This window comes from Marinobacter halodurans (assembly GCF_004327985.1).
Taxonomy (GTDB): domain Bacteria; phylum Pseudomonadota; class Gammaproteobacteria; order Pseudomonadales; family Oleiphilaceae; genus Marinobacter_A; species Marinobacter_A halodurans.
Genome location: NZ_SJDL01000034.1, coordinates 36,846 through 58,958 on the forward strand (window position 1 = coordinate 36,846; position 22,113 = coordinate 58,958).

Sequence of the window (22,113 nt, forward strand, 5' to 3'; positions counted from 1 at the left end):
TCACTGCCACCATAACGCCAGTTGCGGGAACGCGATCACCAGGCCCAGTGCCAGGATCTGCAGCACGATGAAGGGCACCAGGGAGCGGAAGATCTCGCCCAGTGAAATGTCCGGCGGGGTCACGGTCTTCAGGTAGAAGGCCGCCGGGCCGAACGGCGGTGACAGGAACGACACCTGCATGTTCATGCAGAACACCACGCCGAACCAGATCGGGCTGTAGCCCAACTCGTTCACGATCGGCACGAAGATCGGCATGGTCAACAGGGCCACGCCCACCCAGTCCAGGAACATGCCCAGCACCAGCAGGATCAGCATCATGAACAGGATGGTGAGCAGGCCGTTGCCGCCGCTGACGGTGAAGACCATGTCGCGGACGAAATCGATGCCGCCCATCAGGTTGTAGACCCCCACCAGCGCCGTGGCGCCAATGCCGATCCAGATGATCATGCCGCACACCCGCAGGGTGCTGATGGTGGACTTGCGGATCATCGCCAAGTTCAGCTCGCCGCGGATGGCGGTGGAGATGGCGATGCCCAGGACGCCCAGGGCCGAGGCTTCGGTGACTGAAGCGATCCCGCCGTAGATGCTGCCCAGCACCACGACGACGGACAGGATCGGGAAGAACAGCGCCTTGAAGAAGTTCGGCGCCGGGGTTTCCGGCTCATCCGTATCGGAAGGCAGGGGCGCGATTTCCGGCTTGAGCCAGACGCGGACCAGCACATACGCCACATAGAACAGTGCGAGGATCAGCGCGGGCAGGAAGGCGCCCTTGAACAGCTCGCCGATGGAGACGTTGGCGGTCAGGCCATAGATGATCAGCACGATGCTCGGCGGCAGCATGGTGCCCAGGGCACCGCCGGCACAGGTGGTGCCGATGGCCAGGCGCCGGTCGTAACCCAGGCGCAGCATCTGCGGCAGGGCCAGGATGCCCAACAGGACGGTTTCACCGCCGATGACACCGGACATGGAGGCCAGGATGATGGCCACGATCAGGGTCTGGATGGCCACGCCGCCGCGCAGTTTGCGGCCGATGCGGGCCATGGCGTCGAACAGGTCCTTGGCAATCCCCGAGTGATCCAGTAACGAGGCCATCAGCACGAACATGGGCACGGCCAGGAAGACGTAACTGCCGATAAAGCTGTAGAGCCGGCTGCTCACGATGGGCAGCGCATCCACGCCGAACCAGCCGAGCGCGAAGAGCAGGGCGACCAGACCGGTCGCAAAGGCCAGCTGCATGCCGGTCAGCAGGAGCAGGACCAGCAGCACCAGCATCAGCAGGCTGCCGTAGCCGATCCCGAGGGAAGCGAGTTCAAACATCAGGCATCACCTCCTTTGAGGGCACGGCGCAGGTCGCGAATCAGGTGCAGGATGAACTGGAGCATCAGCACCGCCATCGCGACGAGGATGATGACTTTCAGGAAGGCCGGGAACGGCGGGTTCCAGGCGGAGCCGGAGGTTTCCAGACGCCAGGCCCCCCAGGGGGCGCGGACGGCGTCCTTGGTCATGAACCAACTGCCGTAAACCATCATGCTGCAGAAGGCGAGGCCGAAGATCTGGTGCAGCACATCCAGCCAACGGCGTACGCGCGGCGAGACGGCGTCGTAGATCAGCACCACGCGCACGTGACGGTTGGTGGCGAAGGCGTAGAGACCGCCCAGGACAAACAGCGTCGCACCGGCAAAGGTCACCGTTTCATGCACCCACAGGGTGGGCGAGTCGAAGATGTAGCGACGGGCGATCTCGTAGGCGGATACAATCACGATCAGGGCAAAGACCAGGCTCAGTTTCTTGCCCAGCCAGACGATGCCACGGTCGAGCCGGGTGGCGCCGACGTCCTCGTCGTTGGTGTCCGGCAGCAGGTCCGTCTGGCCGTCTTGGGGCGCGTGATCAGACATAGGGAGACTCCTGACCGGCGCATGGGTTTGGGCCCGATGCGCCGGTTGATGTCAGATTTCAGGAAGGTGGAACGGAATTGGGAGTGGGCTTAGAGCAGGCCCTGGGATTCCAGGTAGCTCGTGACCGACTTGTAGACTTTCTCCGCATTGGGAGACTGCTCCGCGTACTTCTTCCACTGGTCGCGGGCGATGTTACGGAACTTGCGACGCTCTTCAGCAGACCAGTCGTGGATCGTGATGTTCGGATCCTTGCGGGCCTTCTGGACGGCCTTCTTGTCGGCCATCGCCAGCTGGGTGCTGATGTCATGCGCGAAGTCGCGGGCGGACACGGTCATGATCGCCTGGATGTCCTTCGGCAGTTCGTTCCACTCCTTCAGGTTCATGGCGATTTCCAGCAGCGGCAGAGAGTGGAAACCGGGGTAGACCGGGTTCGGGGCGATGTCGTTCAGGCCCGCTTCCTGGTTGGTGGAGAACACGGTGTAGTCGGCGGCGTCGATCACGCCCTTGCTCAGCGCGGTATAGACCTCCGAGCCTGGCAGGTTGACCGGCGCGGCGCCGGCGGCGGCGAACACGGACTGCACCAGGCCTTCCGGCGCGCGCATCTTCAGGCCTTTCAGGTCATCCACGCCATCCAGCGGCTTCTTGGAAACGAACGATTCCAGACCGGTCGCGGCACCACCAACGAACTTCACGCCGTAGGGCTTGTAGAGCTCGTTCATCAGCTCGTAGCCGCCGCCGTAGTAGATGTAGTCGATCAGCTGATCCGGACTGGACCAGGCGCCGACCGTGTTGCCGATCAGGCCGAACGCAGGGTCCTGGCCGGAGAAGTAACCGGTAACGGAAATATGCCCGTCGAGCACGCCCATCTTCATGGCGCTCAGGGTTTCGGAGTGGCTGACGACGCTGCCGACCGGCAGCAGTTCGATGTTGACGCGGCCATCGGTCATGGTCTCGACACGGTCAGCCCATTCCTGCTGGATCTTGTAGTTCTTGACGCCGGTGGGGTCGGACGACTGGAACTTGAAGTTGAAGTCGGCGGCAAACGTGTTCAGGGCGAAAGTGGCGGCGAACACACCGGCCACGAGCTTGAGCGGGGACATAGTGTTTACTCCTGGGCTTCTTGTTTTGTCGGTAAATGTTACCGGTAACATTTGCGAAGTCTATTGCATGAATTTTGTGCTGGCAAGAGGGAACAGGTTACGAAAAATGATCTGGGTTGATTCCCGGAAAATTACGTGTCGTTTGAGTCGTCATGACAGCGCACGCATAATGCGCATCGATAGATAGGTCCCTTAGGGGCTGGGTTCGATTGGAAAAGGGAATTCATAGGATGTTGAGACAACTGCTGTTGTGCCTCTCGGCACTGATGTTGTCATTTCAGGTGCAGGCGCAAGGGGGCGTTCATCCCTTTATCGGTGCATTGTTCACGGAGAGTCAGGTTGCTTCCGGGCAAACTGGCGTTTCAGATGCTCTCTATTATACCGGGCTTGAAATCCAGCTTCGTAAAGCGTGGTCTTTCGGAGTGTCGGCAGCGGCTAATGACAATACGAATGACTTTACTCCGAGTGTTGATTTAAAAATTGATGGTTATCTCAAATACCGCCTTTTCGAGCGATCTTTTCTCACGCCCTATCTGGCTGCTGGTGTCTCCGGGGTTGCCGCTGAGAAACGAGATTGTGGTTTCCATGTCCGGGAAGCCGGCGGAGGCCTGTACGGTTATACCCGATGCGAAAACCGTGCGGTCTGGTCTGCCGGTGGGAGCTATCAGGCCGGAATTGAACTCGGAACATTTCACAGTGCTGTGGCGGATCTCTATTGGGAACAGTATTTCGGCTCGCACGACGTGCGAGTCAATGCCGTCGGGATAAATGTTGGTGTGTTCTATTAGGTTCCAGTATTTCAGTTTAATTGGGAGTAGCAGCGTGAGTGAGGGCATCGGCGATAGGAACGCCGATGCCGTGAGAGGAGCTAGACAGCTACTGAAGCCGCTTGATTGGCGCGGCTCATTACGATGACATCCAGGATGAGGAAGGCGCCCAGGCTCACGCCCATCACCGGCAGGGCCCAACCGAGAGCGGCCGCAATGGCCACGATGGCCAGCCGGGCCGGAACGGGCGCCCGCAGCCAGTGGGTGGTGAGCCGGGTGGCGCTGGCGACCGACGCGGCTCTTGGCAGTGGCCGGCGTACCCACCACATCCGATAGCCCCAGACGATCAGCGTACACAGGCCCAGCGCCAGGGCCAGCATAACCAGTTGGTTGGCGAGACCGAACAGCGTGCCCATGTGCGCGTCGATGCCCCAGCGGGTCAGTTTGGCCGCCAAGGGAAAGTCCGCGAAGTTCGCCTGGTCGGTCACCCGGAAGGTGTGCGGGTCTACTGCGACGGAATCCACCTGGGTGGGCCAGCTTCGGTCGATTTCCTGAACTTTCCAGGCACGATCGGGACCGCTTCCCGGACGAATTTCCAGCTTTCCGGCGTCGATGCCGGCTTCCCGGGCGGCCTCCAGGACCGGATCAAACAGGGCATCGGGCACCGAAGTTAGGGCCTGGCTTCCCTCGGACAGCTGGGTATTCACGCTTGGCGTGCCCCAATCCAATGCGGCCCGCAATTCGGCGATACGGCCACCAGCCCATTTCGACCAGGTCAGCCCGGTCACCGACAGGAACAGAAAGCCGATCAAAAGGATCAGGCCCAAAGTGGCGTGGCGATGGCGGCGTCGGCCGCTCTCGGTCTGGTCGGTGGCGCGCAGGGCCGCGGACTGCCGACGTTTGCGTCGTCCGATAAACCACAGCGTCAGCCCGCCGAGCCCGGCGATCCACAGCCAGGAGGCGGCCAGCTCACTGTAGATCCGTCCCGGCTCGCCCAGCAACAGATTGCGGTGCAGGTAATCGAGCTGGATCCGGAACGGCAGCGCGCCGCTGGTGCCGTAGACCGTGAGATCGCCTTTGACGGCCAGCGAAACCGGATCGACGAAGATCGCGCGGTTTTCATACCGATGGAGGCTGGGATCATCGAACATCACCCGCGTGGTCTGACCGGGCGCCGGCGCCGGACGCACCGCTGTCAGATGGAGGTCAGGGACGGCCTTCCGGGCGGCTTTGATCTGCTCGGCAAGAGGATGGGGCGTTCCGCGTGCGTCTCCGGTGAGCGCGTCGGCGTAGATCATGTTCTCGATCTGCGGCGAAATCACGTAAAGCCCGCCTGAAAAGGCAGCGATAAAGATAAACGGTCCGACCAGCAGGCCGATATAGAAATGCAGCCGTCGCAGGAAGGGATAGAACCAGCTGGCGGTCTTGCGGCCGTCAGAGAGTGCCCGGGTTTCCGGGGCATGGGTTTGGGTCATGGGTCACCTGATAACGTGAATCAGCGAAAAGCACCACGCCACCACGCCGGTCACGGACACAGGAAGGCTGTGCCGCCGTCCGGCAGCGGTTGCATGGACCTGTAAAAGGGGCGGGTTATCCGGTGAAGGTGGGTGGCGCGCGCACTTCGGCAAGGGCGTAACGGAGTTGCCGGGTGGCGACGGTGCGCACCGGCCAGCGATCGGCCGTCAGGGACCAGCGAACCGGTACGGCAATGGTCAGCGGCGGGGGCGACATCGGCGTGACGTGCGCCAGCAGCACGCAATAGCCGCACTCCGGGTGATCGAAGGTGATCGGCCCATCCGTGGCAGGAGGTACCATCGGCACGTCGGCCATGGCGTGAGGGTCCGCGTGACCGGCCCTGTCCGGCCCCATGCCGTCGTGGTGCATCAGCGCCATGGATTTCGACCACAGCGGTGCGGCAAAGATCAGCACCATTGCCCATAGGGCCAGGCTGGCGCCCAGGCGCTGACGCCAGCCCTGGAAGCTCATGACCGAGGCAGGTGATGCCGTGGGGTTCATGCTCAGCGGTTCGGCGCGGCCGAGGCCTGGGTGTGGGCCTGCAGGGCCTCCGCTTCCACGAAGATCCGTTTGGCCTGGGGATAGGCTTCCTTGATGCGGTGGTCGAGGTCGGCGATGACGGCTTCCAGATCCGCTACGGATTGCTGGGGCCGGAACTTGACGCTCAGGTTGACCAGCACAAAGTCCGGGCCCATGTGCATCGTGAGCAGTTCGTTCACCTTGTCGATTTCCGGCATGTCGACCGCGAGTTTGCGGATGCCGGCAATCACCGCCTGGTTGGCGGATTCGCCGATCAGCAGCCCCTTGGTTTCGTAGGCCAGCCAGATGGCCGTGCCGCCCAGGATCAGGCCGATGATCACCGAGGCGACGCCGTCCATCCACAGCAGGCCGGTGTTGTCCGCCAGGTAGATGCCGACTATGGCAACCACCAGGCCAACGATGGCCGCCGAGTCCTCGAACAGCACCACGAAATTGGTCGGATCCTTGCCCCGCTGGACCGCCTCGATGTAACCCCATTTGCCTTTGGAGCGGGAGAATTCGGTCAGTGCAAAATACCAGGCGGCGCCTTCGAACAGGATGCCCAGGCCCAGCACGATGTAGTTGACGATGGGGTTTTCGATGGGAGAGGGATCGAGGATGCGATGAACGCCTTCGTAGATCGAAATGCCCGAACCCACCGCGAAGATCAGGATGGCGACCACGAAGCTCCAGAAGTACACCTCCTTGCCGTGACCAAACGGAAACTTCTCGTCGGCGGGCCGGGCGGAACGCTTGAGGCCGTAGAGCAGCAGGATCTGGTTGCCGGTATCCACGAGCGAGTGGACGCCTTCGGAGAACATGGCCGAACTGCCGGTGACCACAGCGGCCACGAACTTGGTGATGGCGATGAGCAGGTTGCCCCCGAGGGCGGCGAAAATCACTTTCTTGCTGGAACCGGCCATGGTGCGAACGTCGTCCTGTCAAAAATGGGTGGGCGCAAGGTTAGCATAGCTGGCCGTCAGGCCGATGATGCGTTTTCCGGTTCCCGGAATTGCAGTTCGGCCAGACGGGCGTACAGCGGGTCGCTGTGGATCAGTTCCTGGTGTGAGCCAACGCCATGCAGCCGGCCGTGATCCAGCACCGCAATGCGGTCGGCGTGCTTGACCGTGGCTAGACGGTGGGCAATCACCAGCGTCGTGCGGCCGGTCATCAGCTCCGGCAGGGCCTGCTGGATCAGGTGCTCGCTCTGGGCGTCGAGGGCGCTGGTGGCTTCGTCCAGCAGCAGGATGGGCGCGTCCATGATCAGCGCCCGGGCGATGGCAATGCGCTGGCGCTGACCGCCGGACAGGCCCAGGCCGGCATCGCCCAGTCGAGTGTCGTAGCCGTCGGGCAGATCGGTGATGAACTCGTGGGCGTGGGCGACGCGGGCAGCGGCTTCGATGTCGGCCTGGGAGGCTTCGGGCCGACCGTAGCGGATGTTGTCGGCGATACTGCCGAAGAAAAGCGCCGGCGTCTGGGAGACCAGGGCAAAGCAGCGGCGCAACTCCGCCGGGTCCAGTTCCCGGATGTCCACGCCGTCGATGCGGATGCCGCCGCTGCGGGGATCGAAGAAACGCAGGAGCAGATCGAACAACGTCGACTTGCCGGCGCCGGACGGGCCCACCAGGGCCAGTGTTTCACCGGCGGTGACGGTCAGGTCGATGCCGTCGATCACGTCCACGTTGGGGCGTCCGGGATAGGCAAAACGCAGGGCCTCGAATGCGATCTCACCCCGCACCGGGACGGGTAGCGAGCGGGGATGTTCCGGCGGCGTGATCTCACTGGCCGTCTGCAGCAGTTCCACGATCCGCGCGGCGGCACCGGCGGCCCGCTGCAATTCGCCGATCACTTCGCTCAGCGAACCCACGGATGAGCCCACGATCAGGCTGTAGAACACGAACGCGGCCAGTTCGCCGCCGGTGATCTCGCCGGCAATCACGTCCTGCCCGCCGACCCAGAGCATGATGCCCACCGCGCCGAGAATCAGCAGGATCACGATGGCAATCAGCCACGCCCGCTGACGGATGCGCTGGCGGGCCACGGCAAAAGCGTTCTCCACTACCTCACCGAAGCGGTCCTGATCCTGGGGCTGGTGGTTGTAGGCCTGCACGATCTTGATCTGCCCCAGGATCTCACCCACGTAGCTGCCCACGTCCGCCACCCGGTCCTGGCTCTGGCGGGACAGGCGCCGCACGCGCCGGCCGAAGATCAGGATCGGCGCTACCACTAAAGGCACGGCCAACATCACGATGCTGGTCAGCTTCACGTTGGTCACGAACAACAGGACGATGCCGCCAATCATCATGAAAAAGTTACGCAGGGCCATGGACACCGTGGAGCCGATCACCGATTGCAGCACGGTGGTGTCGGTAGTCAGGCGGGACTGGATCTCCAGGCCGCGATTGGTCTCGAAAAAGCCGGGATGAAGATCAATCAGGTGGTTAAAAACCTGTTTTCGGATGTCGGCGACCACCCGTTCACCGATCCACGACACCAGATAGAAACGCACGAATGTGCCCACGGCCAGGCAGCCGATCAGGATGAAGAACAGCAGCACCGACCGGTTGAGCAGCTCCGGCGAGCCGGTCACGAAACCCTGGTCCACCAGCAGCCGGATCCCCTGGCCCAGCGACAGGGTGATACCTGCGGTAAACACCAGTGCCGCAAACGCCCCGGCCAGGGCCTTGCGGTAGGGCATGATGAAGTCGGCGGCGAGTTGCAGGGCCTTGCGGCGATCCGAGGTCATGGGCGTCCCGTTGGTTGGCTTTGTCTGGGAAGTATAAGGGTTGACGCCCGGTCCGGTTCACCTTTGTGCGCCGGACCGCCCCATCAATCTGCCTGTTTCGCCGCCTTGGGAGAACGGAACAGGAGCAACAGCGGAATCGACGCCAGGGCAACCCAGGCCATCAGGCGGAAATCGTTGAGGTAGCCGATGGTGGCCGCCTGCTGGGTGGCCATGTTGTTGAGGTAGGTCAGGCCCGTCGTGCTGGCCGGGTCGATGCCGCCGGGCAGCGTCATCGACTGGAAAGCCGGCCGGAACGGATTGAGGTATTCCCCCAGGCTGGCGTGGTTGATCTGGGTATTGCGCGCCACCAGGGTCACCATCACCGAAATCCCGATGGAGCTGCCGATGTTGCGCATCAGGCTGAACATGGCGGTGGCTTCGGTGCGGTAGCGCGAGGCCAGGGTGGCAAAGCTGATGGTGCTCAGCGGCACGAACACCATGCCCAGCCCCATGCCCTGGACGACACCGGTCAGGGCGATCCGCAGGGAGGACACTTCGGTATTGAAGTTGGCCATCTCGAACAGGCTGGCGGTCATCAGGATCAGCCCGGTGAGGATCAGCAGGCGGATGTCCACCTTGTTCACCAGCCGCCCCACCAGCATCATCGAGAACATGCTGCCCAGCCCCCGCGGGGCCAGTACCAGGCCGGTGGTGATCACCGGGTAATCCATCAGGTTCTGCAGGTAGGGCGGCAGCAGCGCCAGCGTCGCCAGCAGGATCACCCCGATCATGAAGATGAAGATCAGGCCGATGGCCAGGTTGCGGTCCCGGAACAGCCCAGGCTCCACGAAGGGTTCACGATGGGTGAACATGTGCACCAGGAACATCAGGAAGGCGCAGGCAGCCAGCGTCGCCTCGAACTGGACCTCGGTCGAGGCGAACCAGTCCAGGCTCTGGCCGCGGTCGAGCATCAGTTGCAGGGCGCCGATGGACAGGCCCAGCAGGGCAAAACCAAACAGGTCGAAGCGGCGCTTGACCTGCTCCGTCTCCGGCACAAAGAACAGGATGCCCAGTAGCGAGAGGATGCCAAAGGGCAGGTTGATGAAGAACACCCAGCGCCAGTTCAGCACCTCGGTCAGGTACCCGCCGAGCGTCGGGCCGAGGATCGGGCCGACCATGACGCCGACACCCCACAGGGCCATGGCGGAACCGTGCTGTTCACGCGGATAGGTGTCCAGCAGCACCGCCTGGGACAACGGCACCAGCCCGGCGCCGAAGATGCCCTGCAACAGTCGGAACAGCACCATTTCTTCGAGATTACCGGCAATGCCGCACAGCACCGATGCGATGGTGAAACCGGTGACGGAAAGCAGGAACAGGCGCTTGCGCCCCAGCCGGCCGGCCAGGAAGCCGGTCAGCGGCGTGGCGATGGCCGCCGCCACGATGTAGGACGTCAGCACCCAGGAAATCTGTTCCTCGGTGGCCGACATGCTGCCTTTCATGTTGGGCAGGGCCACGTTGGCGATGGTGGTGTCCAGCGCCTGCATGATGGTGGCTAGCATGATGGATATCGTGATCCATCCCCGCTTCAGGCCCCCCTGTTCCCCGGCCGTGGTGACTGCGGTGGTCATTCAGCGCCGGTTTCGTTGGCGTGGGCTTCGGAGACCATACCGCGCAGCCAGCCCACCAGCGGTACATGGGCATCCGGGTAGCCGGTATCGATGTCGACGATGGTGCTCATGCCGACGCGCAGGCCGGTATCGGAAGGCAGGTCGTCGAACCGGATGCGCACCGGGATGCGCTGGACCACCTTGACCCAGTTGCCGGTGGCGTTTTGTGCCGGTAGCACCGAGAACTCGGCGCCGGTGGCCTGGGCAATGCTGGCCACATGGCCGTGGAATTCATGGTCCGGATAGGTGTCCACTTCGATCGAGACGGCCTGGCCCGGTTTGACGCGGGTCAGGTCGGTTTCCTTGAAGTTGGCGTCAATCCACAGGTCGCGGTTGCCGACCAGGCTCATGACCGCCGCACTGGCCCGGGCGTAGGTGCCCGGGTCCGGCGTCTTGGCCGCGATACCGTCGAACGGGGCGCGGATGTGGGTATGCTCGAGGTCCAGCTCCGCCTGCTCCAGGTCGGCCTTGGCCACCTGGTAGTCTGGATGCTGTTCCACCGGTAGGTCCACCTTGCCGCCCAGGCTCGTGGCAATTCGCTTCAGATCCCGTTCGATCGACGCCTGTTCACGACGGGCGGTGGTGTAATCGTGCCGGTATTTTTCCAGTTCCGAGTCTGAAGTGAGCTGGCGCTGGGCTAGGGCCTGCTGGCGGCCCAGTTCGCGTTTGGCAAACGCCACATTCTCTTCCGCCAGGGCCAGGTCTTCCTGCCGGGTGGCGTAGCGGGCTTCCAGGGTCCGGATGGCATTGGCGGCCTGTGCCAGTTCCGCCTTGGCGTGGGCCACGGCGATCCGGTAGGGGGCCGGATCGATCTGCAGCATCAGCTCGCCTTTATGGACCGGCTGGTTTTCCTCCACCAGCACCCGACTGATCTGACCGCTCACCTCCGGTGCGATGTTGACCAGCGGAGCGCCGATGTAGGCGTTTTCGGTCGAGACGTAGCGGCCCCCGAAGATGGACACCAGGCCGGCGGCGACCGCCACCACGAGGGGGATGCCGACCAGCAGGACGCGGCGGATCAGACGGGTGCGGCGCGGTGGGGGCGTGGGTTTGCTGTTCGGGTCGGATGTGCTCATTGCTGTGGCTCCGATAACGCCGGCCATACTCCGGCGGAGCGGCTGGCCGTATTGGATCTGTCAGGTGCGGCAGCTGTGGCGGGCGGGTGCCGACGCTCCGGCCGGGCCGGACATCGGCGACGGGGGACAGCTGTCATCACGGATATCCCTGAATGGTCGAGCGTTTTCAGGGATACTCGGGAACTGGAATATGTGTAGTTTACTAATTAAAGCCTGCTAAGGAAACGGCGGGACATAAGGAACATCCCTTATGTCCTGTCAGCCCTGGCTGTGTGTTTCGAGGAAGGCGTGCAGTGCGGAAAAATCGTCGCGCCCGTGTCCGGCGGCGTCGGCGCTGGCGTAGAGCGCCTTGGCCACACTGCTCATGAACAGCGGCTGCTGGTGCTCGTAGGCGGTCTGTTCCAGCAGGTGCAGGTCCTTGAGCATCAGCTCCAGCGGAAACTGCGGCTCGAACTGGCCGTGCCGGATCAGTTCCGCCTTGCCGGCCAGGAATGGGGCGCTGACCGGCAGGTTGGGCAGGGTGTCCATCAGCATCTCGCGGGAGAACCCCAGTTTTTCGCCGAGCAGGGCGGTTTCGGCGAACACCGCCATGGACTGGGCCAGTTGGGCGTTGATCAGCATCTTGAAGGCGCTGCCCTGGCCCTGGCGGCCGGTGTGGACGATTTTGTCGCCCATGTGCTCGAGCAGGGGCCGTACCTGGTTCAGGTCCGCGTCACTGCCACCGACGAGGAAGGTCAGGGTGCCGTCTTCGGCGGGCTTGCGGGTGCCGGCCACCGGCGCATCCAGGAAGCGAATGCCCGCGGCCCTGGCGGCCTGGGCCGCATCCCGGGAAAACGACGGATTGACGGTGGAGCAGTTCACCCACAGGCTATCGTTGGGCATCGCCTGCAGGAAGCCTTCGTCGCCGAACGCCTGGGCGGCCACCACCTCGGGACTGGCCAGCATGGTAAAGACCACGTCGGCTTTGGCGACCGCGTCGGAGAGTGAAGAGGCGGCCCGCGCGCCTTCCGCGACGAGCGCTTCAACGGGCTGTGGCGAACGGTTGAACACGGTGAGCTGGACGTGCGGGAGCAGGTTGCGGGCCATGTTCTGGCCCATGATGCCGAGGCCGATAAAGGTGACGTTCATAAATGTCCTCCTGTTTCGCGGGCGGGCGCGGCAGGACGCAGCCCGTGATTCCGGTGACTCTGGAACATCATGATACGCGTCACCGCCGCTCCGGATCGATGGGCGGCGACCGGGAGTTGAGATGGGTCAACGGCCGCCGAACAGGCGATGCAGTTCGCCGATGATCCCGCGCCGGAACACCAGCACGCACACCACGAAGATGGCCCCGAGGATCACCTGGACCCAGGAGCCGAAGGCGCTGAGTTCGTGGCTGAGGGAGGCCACGGTGATGGCCCCGATGACCGGTCCGAACACCGTACCCAGGCCGCCCACCAGCGTCATCAGGATGACTTCGCCGGAGGTCTGCCAGTGGGCGGTGGTGAGGGCGGCAAACTGGAAGACCACCGCCTTGGTGGCGCCGGCCAGACCCGCCAGGGTCGCGGAAATCACGAAAGCCTGCAGCTTGAACCGGTCCACGTCATACCCCAGGGACAGGGCCCGGGATTCGTTCTCGTGGATCGCCTGCAGCACTTCGCCGAAGGGCGAGTTGATGGTGCGGTAGATGATGCAGAATCCGACCAGGAAAATCGCGAACACAAAGTAATACATGGCCAGGGACTGGTTCAGGTCAACCAGGCCCAGCAGCTTTCCGCGAGGAATGCCCTGGAGCCCGTTCTCGCCACCGGTGAAGGGCAGTTGCAGGATCATGAAGTAGATGATCTGGGCCAGGGCCAGGGTGATCATGGCGAAGTAGATGCCCTGACGGCGGATGGCGAGGAAGCCGAACACCGCGCCCAGCACCATGGCGAACAGCGCCCCGGCGGCGATGCCCAGCAACGGCGGGAAGCCCCAGGCCTTGATCACGTAGCCGGTGATATAGGCGGCCCCGCCAAAGAACGCCGCGTGACCGAAGGAGAGCAGGCCCACATAGCCCAGCAGCAGGTTGAAGGCGCAGGCGAACAGCGCAAAGCACAGCAGGTCCATGACAAAGACCGGGTAGGCGAAAAAGGGGGCCGTCAGACCGGCAACCAGCATGATGATCCAAAGCACACGATTAACCATGATGGATCACCTCTCCTTGCCAAACAGACCGGCGGGGCGGAACAGCAGCACCAGCACCATGAGGAAGAAAATCACGGTATTGGCCGCCGGCGGATAGACCACCTTGGTGATCCCCTCCACCAACCCCAGGGCGAGGCCGGTGAGGATGGCGCCCATGATCGACCCCATGCCGCCGATCACCACCACCGCAAACACGACGATGATCAGGTCGGCGCCCATCAGTGGACTGACCGAATAGATCGGAGCTGCCAGCACCCCGGCCAGGCCTGCCAGGGCGCAGCCGAAGCCAAAGGTCAGGGTAATCATCAGCGGTACGTTGAGGCCGAAGGCCTGGGTCAGGGCGGAATTCTCCACGCCGGCCCGCAGCCGCGAGCCCAGCCGGGTGTGCTCGATCACGAACCAGGTGGCGAAACACACCACGATGGAAAAGACGATGGCGAACAGGCGGTAGGTCGGGAAATACATGAAGCCCAGGTTGACCACGCCGCTCAGGGATTCCGGCTGACCGGAATAGGGGGTGCCGGAGATGTTGAAGTAGTTGGAGAAGAGCCCCTGCAGGATCAGGGTGATGCCGAAGGTCAACAGCAGACCGTAGATGTGATCCAGCTCGTAGAGTCGCTTGAGCATGGTGCGCTCGATGATTATCCCCAGGACTCCCACGAACAGCGGCGCGACGATCAGCGACGCCCAGAAGCCGATCTGCAGGCTGATGCCGAACCAGTCGTCCAGCAGGCTGTAGCCGATCAGCGCGACGAAGGCACCCAGCATGTACATCGCCCCGTGGGCGAAGTTGATGATGTTGAGCAGCCCGAAGATGACCGCCAGACCAAGGCTCAACATGGCGTAGAACACGCCCACGTTCAGCCCCAGCAGCGCCTGGGCCAGTATGACCTGCATCGACACGTCAGGGACTCCTTGCAGGGCCGGGCCGGACGGCCGTCCGCCGTCCGGCCGCAGCGTTTACTTCAGCAGCGGACACTTGCTTTCCGACAGCGGGATGTAGGCCTGTTCGGCGGGGATCTTCGAGATCACCCTGAGCAGGTCCCATTCCTCGGTGGATTCGTCCGGCTTCTTGGCTTCCACCAGATACATGTCGTGCAGCATCAGGCCGTTGGCCAGGATCTTGCCACCCTTGACGAACATGTCGTTGAGCTCCATTTCACCCAACTGCTTGCGCACCGCATCGGCGTCGTCGGTGCCTACCGCGTCGATGGCCTTGAGGTAGTTGGTGACGGCGGAGTAGACCCCGGCCTGAACCATGGTGGGCATGGCGCCCTGTTGCTCGTAGTAGCGGCGGGACCATTTCTCGGCCTCGTCATCCTGGTTCCACACGAAGGCGGTGGTGAACTGCAGCCCCTGGGCAATGTCCAGGCCCATGCTCTGGATGTCGGTGATGAACACCAGCATACCGGCCAGTTTCTGCCCGCTCTGGACGATACGGAACTGGTTGGCCTGCTTGATGGCGTTGACGGTGTCCTGCCCGGCATTGGCCAGACCGATGACGTCCGCACCGGAGGACTGCGCCTGCAGCAGGTAGGACGAGAAGTCGGTGGTGCCCAGCGGCGCGTTCACGTTGCCGACGACGCTACCGCCCAGATTTTTCACCACCGCGGCGGTGTTTTCCTGCAGGGAGTGGCCGAAGGCGTAGTCGGCCGTGATGAAGAACCACTTCTTGCCGCCGTTCTTGACCACCGCGGTGGCGGTGCCCACGGGCAGGGCGTGGGTGTCATAGACGTAGTGGATGCCGTAGGGCGCGCACTGGTCCTCGGTCAGGGCCGTGGTGCCGGCACCGGCATCCATGGTGATGACTTTTTTCTCCGAGGCCAGCCCCTGGACCGCGAGCGCGACCGAGGAGTTGTCCAGCGCGGTGATCATGTCCACCTGTTTGGCGTCGATCCATTCCCGCGCCGTGCTGGCGCCGATGTCCGGCTTGTTCTGGTGGTCGGCGGAGACAATCTCGATGGGCTTGCCCAGGACCTTGCCACCGAAATCCGCCACCGCCATCTTGGCGGCCACGACGGCTCCCGGGCCCTCCAGGGATTTGTAGACCCCGGACATATCACTCAATACGCCGATCTTGACCTTGCCGTCGGACAGGCCCTCGGCGGCGCTCAGTGGACCGGCCGCAACCATCAGGCCCAGGCCGGCAACGATGCCATGTAGCAGTTTGCGTTGGTTGACCATAATCCTTGCCCTCATTTCGCTCTTCTTGTTTGTCGCCCCTTTATTTCGGGGGCGCTGTCGGGCCAGTCACGACATCGGGTCGGTGGCTGTACCCGTGGGAGCCGCTGATGAGCGTCTTGGCATCAGACACTCAGGTGTCGGTTGAGCTGCTCCTGTTTCTCCTCCAGTTCATCCGCGGCGATCTGCTCCACCACGCGGCCGTGCTCGATCACGTAATGACGATCGGCCAGGGGCGCGGCAAAACGGAAATTCTGCTCCACCAGCACGATGGTGAAGCCGCGCTCGCGCAGTTTGCGGATGACGTCGTCCAGCGAGCGCAGGATGACCGGAGCCAAGCCTTCGGTGATTTCATCGAGCAACAGCAGGGTGGCGCCGGTGCGCAGGATGCGGGCGATGGCCAGCATCTGCTGTTCCCCGCCGGAGAGCTTCGAGCCCTGGCTCTTGCGGCGCTCCTCCAGGTTGGGAAACATGCGGTAGATCTCGTCGGTCGACAGCCCGCCCTCGGCGAGTTTGGGCGGCAGCGCCAGGTTTTCGTCAACGTTCAGGCTGGCGTAGATGCCGCGCTCTTCCGGGCAGTAGCCCAGCCGGCCCACGTGGGCGATGCGGTGGGTGGGCAGGTGGATGGTTTCCTGCCCGTGCAGCCTGATCGACCCGGTACGCCGGCCCACCAGGCCGAGGATCGCCTTGAGCGTGGTGGTCCGACCGGAGCCGTTGCGGCCCAGCAGGGTGATGACTTCGCCTTCGTTCACGGTCAGGTTCATGCCGTGAAGGATGTGCGACTCCCCATACCACGCGTGCAGGTCCTCGATGCGCAGCAGTTCGTGGTGGCGGTCACTCGACATCGCGGGCCCCCATATAGGCTTCCATGACTTCGGGATTGCGGGAGACCTCGTCATACGGACCTTCGGCCAGGATTTCGCCGCGGTTGAGTACGGTGATGCGGTCCGCCAGGGTCGAGACCACATTGAGATTGTGCTCCACCATGATGATGGTGCGCCCCTTGACCACACGGCCGATCAGGTCGGTGACCGCGCCCACGTCCTCGGCTCCCATACCCTGGGTGGGCTCGTCCAGCAGCATCAGGCGGGGTTCCAGGGCGATGGTGGTGGCAATCTCCAGGGCGCGCTTGCGGCCGTAGGGCATTTCCACCGCCGGGGTCTCGGCGAAATTCCGGAGTCCGACCTGCTCCAACAGGGCGACGGCCTGCTGGTTAAGCTGGTCGAGCACGCGGATGGGACGCCAGAAATGATAGGAGATGCCGAGTTTGCGCTGCAGGGCGATACGTACGTTGTCGCGGGCGCTCAGGTGTGGGAAGACGGCGGAAATCTGGAACGAGCGGATCACTCCCTGCTGGGCAATCGCAGCCGGCTTGCGGCGGGTGATGTCGGTGCCGTCGTACACGATGCTGCCGGCACTGGGCTTCAGGAACTTGGTCAGCAGGTTGAAAAAGGTGGTCTTGCCCGCCCCGTTGGGACCAATCAGGGCGTGGATCGTACCTGCCTGCACCTTCAGGTTGACATCCTTGACGGCGGTAAACCCCTTGAAGTCCTTGGTCAGACCCCGGGTTTCCAGAATACAACGACTCTCCTGGCCTGGCTCGCTCACTGGTAGTGGCCCCGCGTGGTATGCTCCGGATCAAGCCGATCAGGCGTTAATCCAGGCATTTGTTATTATTGGCAAATCTGAAGTCCCGCTGCGCCGGATGGTAACCGTTACGCAAACCGGGACCCTGTAGCTGTCGCGGCACTTTGAATTCGATCTGTCCGATTGAGTTAAGACGGTGACAGGCTGGCCTGTCAAGCTGCTGCCAGGTCGATGCCTGCTTGGGATAACCCGCCACGGGCCGATGGCTCCGGGCCTGAAAGGCGGGTATCGTCGAAGGTGGGAAGCAACCAGTTTGGTGAGGGAAGAGTATGACCACTGTGGTGGGAATTTTCTTGTTCGATGAGGTCGAAGTGCTGGATTTTGCCGGACCCTACGAGGTATTCACCACGGCTTCGCGGGTTTATCGAAAGGAGCATCCGGTGGGACCGGAGCCGTTCTCGGTGGTGACCATAGCCCAGCACGAGGACAGGGTGACGACCCGGGCCGGCCTGAAGGTGTCCACGGACCATACCATAGCCAATCATCCGTCTATCGATCTGCTGTTGGTGCCCGGTGGGGTGGTCACGGCGGAGCTGGAGAAGGGCCCGGTGATCCGCTGGATCGAGAGTACCGCGGAACAGGTGCCGCTGACGGCGTCGGTATGCACCGGCGCCTTCCTGCTGGCCGCCGCGGGCCTGCTCAACGGCCGCACCGCGACCACGCACTGGGAAGACATGGACGACCTGCGCCATGCCTATCCTGCGATAAAGGTGTTACCGGGGCGCCGCTGGATTGACCAGGGGGATGTGGTGACGTCCGGCGGCATTTCCGCCGGTATCGACATGAGCCTGCACCTGGTGGAGCGAATTGCCGGCCGCGATCTCGCCCTGAAAACCGCACGACAGATGGAATTCGACTGGACGGAAAATGGCTGACCCTGAATCACGGATTGCCCGGACACCGGAGCCGCCGTATTACGCCGTCATCTTCACCTCCCTGCGCACGGAGGGTGACAATGGCTATGGCGCCATGGCCCGGCAGATGATGGAACTGGCTGCGGAACAGCCCGGATTTCTCGGCGTTGAGTCCGCCCGGGAAGAGGTGGGTATTACCGTCTCCTACTGGCGTGACGCCGAGGCCATCCAGAACTGGAAAGCCCACGCCCGCCATCTGGTTGCCCAGCGCCTGGGCCGGGATGCCTGGTACCGGCATTATGCTGTGCGGGTGGCCCGGGTCGAGCGGGCGTATTCATTCATGGAGGACTGAGCATGGCCTACTGGCTGGTCAAGAGTGAACCGGATGAGTGTGGTATCGACGATTTCGCGGCAAAGCCCGACGACACGATCCCGTGGGATGGCGTGCGTAATTATCAGGCTCGCAACTTCCTGGCAAAGATGGCGCCGGGGGATGAGGTTTTCCTGTATCACAGTAGCTGTAAGCAGATTGGCGTGGCCGGGGTTATCCGTGTGGTCCTGGCGGCCTATCCGGACCCGCTTCAGTTTGACCCTGACTCTTCCTACTACGACGCCAGGAGCTCACCCGAGAAGCCGCGCTGGCAGGCCGTGGACATGCAGTTCGTCGAGAAATTCCGGGGAGTCGTTCCGCTGCAGACCCTCAAATCCCAGCCCGAACTGTCTGAATTGCCGCTGGTACGCCGGGGCGCCCGCCTTTCCGTGATGCCGGTTTCCGATTCGGAGTGGCGTCACATCCTGTCTTTGGCTGCCCGGCAATAGGGTACAACCCGGGGCGATCCCGGGTTTGCAAACACTCACTATGGCATGTTAATTGTTCAGCCATTCCCAGCCAGGGAATGGCTAAGGGCTGGCATTCGAGTGGCGGATCGGCCCATCCGCAGATTTTCGGACTTGGCGCCGTCCGGTGTCCTGATAGTGTGCTTGATCTGACTGATGCCGTCAGGGGCGTCGGAGCCTCTTGGTCACCACGTTGTTGTTGGGCGTTCTGTGTACGCTCCGGGTCCGGTGATCTTCTCCGCCTTTGTATCCCAGGAAGCCGCCGGGGCTGAACGATGGCTCGGAGACGATCGCAAACATGATGGGCAGCATTGAGTGCATGAATGCACCATGTTCCGATGGCCCGTCAACATGGGAGTGTAGGGAAGCCCCAGGAATGAATGCGAAAGATAATAAGTTGGTCAATGCCCGCAAGCCGACGCAGGAGCGCAGTCGCGAGCGGGTGGAGCGGATGTTCCGGGCAGCCGAAAAGCTGCTGCTTGAACAGGGGCCTGAGGCCCTTTCAATTCCGGAAGTTGCCAAGGTGTCAGGATTACCCCGCTCATCGGTCTATCAGTTCTTCCCCAGCAAGTATGCCTTGCTGCTGGCGATATCGGACCAGTACCAGCGGCGGATGGCCGAGCGTATCGCTGGTCTGGATGCCGTATTGGGTGATCTGGAATTGAACGATGTGGTCGGCAGCCTGGCTCGTGCAGGTGCGGATTTTTACAACGAGCATCCCGTGGCGCGCATGTTGATCCTGGGAGGGCCCATGAGCCGGGAAGGCTTTCGCGCCGTACAGGACGTCCATAAGGGCACGGCAGACGGGATTCGCCACCTGATCGAGCGCCGGGTATCCGGAATCACTTTCCCGGATGAACCGGACGTCATTGCCTTCGCCGTGGAAATTGCCCGGGGTTGCTTCCGGTACGGCTATTTCCGGGAGAAGAGCATCAGTGACCAGACGGTCGCCGAGACCAAGGCCGCGGTTCATGCCTATCTGTCCGTACGGGGGGAGGGTGGCTCCTGAAAACCAATCAGGGGCCAATAACAGCGGACAGCAAAAATACCCGAACGTCCCACCGAGTACCGTTTGCCGCGCAAAAGCAAAGGAATTGCCCACCCCGAAGTCCAGATAATGACCGGTGACCGTTCCCATCGCATATGGCCATGATCCACCGGGGCAATCCGGTGGGCTGGGGCTTCGGGGTCAGGTAGGTGATCTGGCCCGAAGGGAAGGGGGTCGACCTCGCCGGTTGGGTCATACGTACCGGTCCGGGGCGGCCTGTTGTTGCTAGATCGGAACCGCCGTCGCGGGCCGCTGCTTCCGGTAAACCTCAATGTCGACTTGCCCCAACTTCGGCGTTAATTGGCAGCGCCGTTGGCCCCAGGGGAATTGCGCCTGGGCCTTGGCCAGTTCGGCGCCTTCACTTGCTTTCCAGGCTTCCAGATCGAGATCCCGCCAATAACGGGGCGGGCGGTTGGTTTTTCGGTCGTACTCGGCCGTAACGGGGTCCAGATGGCGAAACGGCTCGAATCGAGGCATGTCGGGAATGGGCTGCGAGACATCCATAAACCGTTGCAGCATATCCCAAAGTGCAAGAACCTCATGTTTGCTGGCTTCGACGCCGCTGAGCCAGGTTTTGTTGAAGATCTTGCCGGTGTAGCGATGGACGAACATCAGCCGGTAGAAAATGCCACCCCGCTGGACGACCCGCTCGACGTAGGCGTCGAATTCGATAAACGGAGCCTCGAAATACCGCCCCTTGCCCAAGGCGAACGTGGCCCGGCCAGTAACGCGGTTGAATTCGCTCATGCCGTCGGCGAGGGATTTGTCGACTTTCTTTTGGAGTGACTTCTCGAAGGGCTTTAACAAGAATCCAACGCCTTTGCTCATGATCCAATTTGTGCTTGGCTTCATAACGTAAAGGGCTGCGACCGTCCAGACGGCCCACGAAAGAACCATGAGAGCCACTAGGGGGAATGCGGGTAGTATGTCGCGGAGATATTTAAGGAATAGGTAGTTAATTGTTAGTGGCCCGCCAATTAGCAACAACAGCCCCCAGGCAAAAGGAATTACAAGAATCAGGGCTTTAAGCCCTAATTTGCTGTTTAGGAATCGAAGGTATTGATGCGTCCAAGCCCACCACTCGTCTTTGTAGAAATCCTCATCATCGGCCTCGAGGGACTGAACATCAGTCACGTCCACTATGGTCTTTTCATAAGGATTGATATTGGCGTAATCACCCCAGGGTTGCAGCTCATCTCCGGCTCGACTTCGCTTTTTGCTGTCGGGCATAGGCGGAATAGATTCCGAGCTTAACGCTTGATCCGCGTATCTCTCAGTTTTCTCGAGAGTCATACCTCAACCTCGGTTACGAACCAATATGGGACTTTTGCGTTGGAATGTGGGTCCCAAAAGCTACGTTCTTTCGGTGGCGCATGGTCATGGGCGATGGAGGTCTGTCGTCAGCGGCATGCTCAGTGAAAATTGCTTGCTAGATCGGAACCGCCGTCTCGGGCCGCTGCTTCCGGTAAACCTCCATGTCGACTTGCCCCAACTTCGGGGTCAATTTGCAGTGCCTTTTATTCCAGGGGAACTGAGCTTGGGCTCTGGCCAGTTCCGCGCCTTCACTTGCTTTCCAGGCTTCCAGATCGAGATCTCGCCAATAACGGGGTGGGCGGTTGGTTTTTCGGTCGTACTCGGCCGTAACGGGGTCCAGATGGCGAAACGGCTCGAATCGGGGCATGTCGGGAATGGGCTGCGAGACATCCATAAACCGTTGCAGCATATCCCAAAGCGCAAGGACTTCATGTTTGCTGGCTTCAACGCCGCTGAGCCAGGTTTTGTTGAAAATCTTGCCGGTGTAGCGATGGACGAACATCAGCCGGTAGAAAATGCCGCCCCGCTGGACGACCCGCTCGACGTAGGCGTCGAACTCTATAAACGGTGCTTCGAAATAGCGACCTTTGCCCAGAGCGAACTTGGCTTGGCCGGTGACGCGATTGAATTCGCTCATACCGTCAGCGAGGGATTTGTCGACCTTTTTCTTGAGGTGGACCCGATCAGTTGGACAACCTGATGGTGTCACTAAGCTATGATCCGGTTGTTTCCCTGGCTCAGGCTAGCCAAGGCTATCGGTTGCCCGTAGTACACCTCATCGGGCGTTTGATACTCA

General features: G+C 62.1%; 22 protein-coding genes. 5 read left to right on the top strand and 17 right to left on the bottom strand.

Annotated features, from left to right (window positions below; all coding sequences use genetic code 11):
- The 3 genes from EZI54_RS18160 to EZI54_RS18170 form a co-directional block, all read right to left on the bottom strand.
- Positions 1 to 1,317: a TRAP transporter large permease gene (locus tag EZI54_RS18160; RefSeq protein WP_131483301.1), complete on the bottom strand. Its 1,317-nt coding sequence runs from the start codon at positions 1,315 to 1,317 to the stop codon at positions 1 to 3.
- Entirely contained in the window at positions 1,317 to 1,895 is a 579-nt protein-coding gene (locus tag EZI54_RS18165) for a TRAP transporter small permease subunit (RefSeq protein WP_131483302.1), read from the bottom strand. The genes EZI54_RS18160 and EZI54_RS18165 overlap by 1 nt, the downstream gene beginning before the upstream one ends.
- 89 nt (positions 1,896 to 1,984) lie before the next feature.
- Positions 1,985 to 2,995, bottom strand: coding sequence for a TRAP transporter substrate-binding protein (locus tag EZI54_RS18170; RefSeq protein ID WP_131483303.1), 1,011 nt, complete (start codon positions 2,993 to 2,995; stop codon positions 1,985 to 1,987).
- Positions 2,996 to 3,225: 230 nt separating this feature from the next.
- On the opposite strand from EZI54_RS18170, the gene EZI54_RS18175 reads away from it, so the two are divergent.
- Positions 3,226 to 3,783, top strand: coding sequence for a hypothetical protein (locus EZI54_RS18175; RefSeq protein ID WP_131483304.1), 558 nt, complete (start codon positions 3,226 to 3,228; stop codon positions 3,781 to 3,783).
- Between the two features lie 80 nt (positions 3,784 to 3,863).
- Here EZI54_RS18175 and EZI54_RS18180 read toward each other — a convergent pair whose 3' ends face one another.
- The 12 genes from EZI54_RS18180 to EZI54_RS18235 form a co-directional block, all read right to left on the bottom strand.
- Entirely contained in the window at positions 3,864 to 5,237 is a 1,374-nt protein-coding gene (locus EZI54_RS18180; protein WP_131483305.1) for a PepSY-associated TM helix domain-containing protein, read from the bottom strand.
- Positions 5,238 to 5,352: 115 nt separating this feature from the next.
- On the bottom strand, positions 5,353 to 5,778 hold the full coding sequence (locus tag EZI54_RS18185; protein ID WP_131483306.1) for a DUF2946 domain-containing protein: 426 nt from the start codon (positions 5,776 to 5,778) through the stop codon (positions 5,353 to 5,355).
- A gap of 2 nt (positions 5,779 to 5,780) precedes the next feature.
- Positions 5,781 to 6,719 carry a cation diffusion facilitator family transporter gene (locus EZI54_RS18190; RefSeq protein WP_131483307.1) on the bottom strand — a complete coding sequence of 313 codons (939 nt, stop codon included), beginning with the start codon at positions 6,717 to 6,719 and terminating at the stop codon, positions 5,781 to 5,783.
- 56 nt (positions 6,720 to 6,775) lie between these two features.
- On the bottom strand, positions 6,776 to 8,542 hold the full coding sequence (locus tag EZI54_RS18195) for an ABC transporter transmembrane domain-containing protein (RefSeq protein WP_131483308.1): 1,767 nt from the start codon (positions 8,540 to 8,542) through the stop codon (positions 6,776 to 6,778).
- 83 nt (positions 8,543 to 8,625) lie between these two features.
- A complete protein-coding gene (locus EZI54_RS18200; protein ID WP_131483309.1) occupies positions 8,626 to 10,152 on the bottom strand; it encodes a DHA2 family efflux MFS transporter permease subunit in 1,527 nt (508 codons plus the stop codon).
- Complete coding sequence (locus EZI54_RS18205; protein ID WP_207389268.1) at positions 10,149 to 11,267, bottom strand: HlyD family secretion protein; 1,119 nt, start codon at positions 11,265 to 11,267, stop codon at positions 10,149 to 10,151. The genes EZI54_RS18200 and EZI54_RS18205 overlap by 4 nt, the downstream gene beginning before the upstream one ends.
- A 258-nt stretch (positions 11,268 to 11,525) precedes the next feature.
- Entirely contained in the window at positions 11,526 to 12,395 is an 870-nt protein-coding gene (locus EZI54_RS18210; protein ID WP_131483311.1) for an NAD(P)-dependent oxidoreductase, read from the bottom strand.
- A gap of 126 nt (positions 12,396 to 12,521) precedes the next feature.
- Positions 12,522 to 13,436 carry a branched-chain amino acid ABC transporter permease gene (locus EZI54_RS18215; RefSeq protein ID WP_131483312.1) on the bottom strand — a complete coding sequence of 305 codons (915 nt, stop codon included), beginning with the start codon at positions 13,434 to 13,436 and terminating at the stop codon, positions 12,522 to 12,524.
- 6 nt (positions 13,437 to 13,442) lie between these two features.
- Positions 13,443 to 14,333, bottom strand: a complete 891-nt coding sequence (locus EZI54_RS18220; RefSeq protein ID WP_165495794.1) for a branched-chain amino acid ABC transporter permease — start codon at positions 14,331 to 14,333, stop codon at positions 13,443 to 13,445.
- Between the two features lie 63 nt (positions 14,334 to 14,396).
- Positions 14,397 to 15,620 carry an ABC transporter substrate-binding protein gene (locus EZI54_RS18225; RefSeq protein ID WP_131483314.1) on the bottom strand — a complete coding sequence of 408 codons (1,224 nt, stop codon included), beginning with the start codon at positions 15,618 to 15,620 and terminating at the stop codon, positions 14,397 to 14,399.
- A gap of 122 nt (positions 15,621 to 15,742) precedes the next feature.
- Complete coding sequence (locus EZI54_RS18230; protein WP_131483315.1) at positions 15,743 to 16,462, bottom strand: ABC transporter ATP-binding protein; 720 nt, start codon at positions 16,460 to 16,462, stop codon at positions 15,743 to 15,745.
- Positions 16,452 to 17,225: an ABC transporter ATP-binding protein gene (locus tag EZI54_RS18235; protein WP_131483316.1), complete on the bottom strand. Its 774-nt coding sequence runs from the start codon at positions 17,223 to 17,225 to the stop codon at positions 16,452 to 16,454. The genes EZI54_RS18230 and EZI54_RS18235 overlap by 11 nt, the downstream gene beginning before the upstream one ends.
- Before the next feature lie 308 nt (positions 17,226 to 17,533).
- Here EZI54_RS18235 and EZI54_RS18240 point away from each other — a divergent pair, with 308 nt between their 5' ends.
- From EZI54_RS18240 to EZI54_RS18255, 4 genes are all read left to right on the top strand, one after another.
- Entirely contained in the window at positions 17,534 to 18,139 is a 606-nt protein-coding gene (locus tag EZI54_RS18240; RefSeq protein ID WP_131483317.1) for a DJ-1/PfpI family protein, read from the top strand.
- Positions 18,132 to 18,470 carry an antibiotic biosynthesis monooxygenase family protein gene (locus tag EZI54_RS18245; protein ID WP_131483318.1) on the top strand — a complete coding sequence of 113 codons (339 nt, stop codon included), beginning with the start codon at positions 18,132 to 18,134 and terminating at the stop codon, positions 18,468 to 18,470. Before EZI54_RS18240 ends, EZI54_RS18245 begins: the two co-directional genes overlap by 8 nt.
- A 2-nt stretch (positions 18,471 to 18,472) precedes the next feature.
- A complete protein-coding gene (locus tag EZI54_RS18250; RefSeq protein ID WP_131483319.1) occupies positions 18,473 to 18,937 on the top strand; it encodes an EVE domain-containing protein in 465 nt (154 codons plus the stop codon).
- A 394-nt stretch (positions 18,938 to 19,331) separates the two neighbouring features.
- Positions 19,332 to 19,964, top strand: coding sequence for a TetR/AcrR family transcriptional regulator (locus EZI54_RS18255; protein ID WP_165495792.1), 633 nt, complete (start codon positions 19,332 to 19,334; stop codon positions 19,962 to 19,964).
- A 264-nt stretch (positions 19,965 to 20,228) separates the two neighbouring features.
- On the opposite strand, the gene EZI54_RS18260 is transcribed toward EZI54_RS18255, so the two are convergent.
- Positions 20,229 to 21,233, bottom strand: a complete 1,005-nt coding sequence (locus EZI54_RS18260) for a hypothetical protein (RefSeq protein WP_207389269.1) — start codon at positions 21,231 to 21,233, stop codon at positions 20,229 to 20,231.
- 199 nt (positions 21,234 to 21,432) lie between these two features.
- Positions 21,433 to 21,954 carry a hypothetical protein gene (locus tag EZI54_RS18265; protein WP_131483322.1) on the bottom strand — a complete coding sequence of 174 codons (522 nt, stop codon included), beginning with the start codon at positions 21,952 to 21,954 and terminating at the stop codon, positions 21,433 to 21,435.
- Positions 21,955 to 22,113 lie beyond the last annotated feature (159 nt).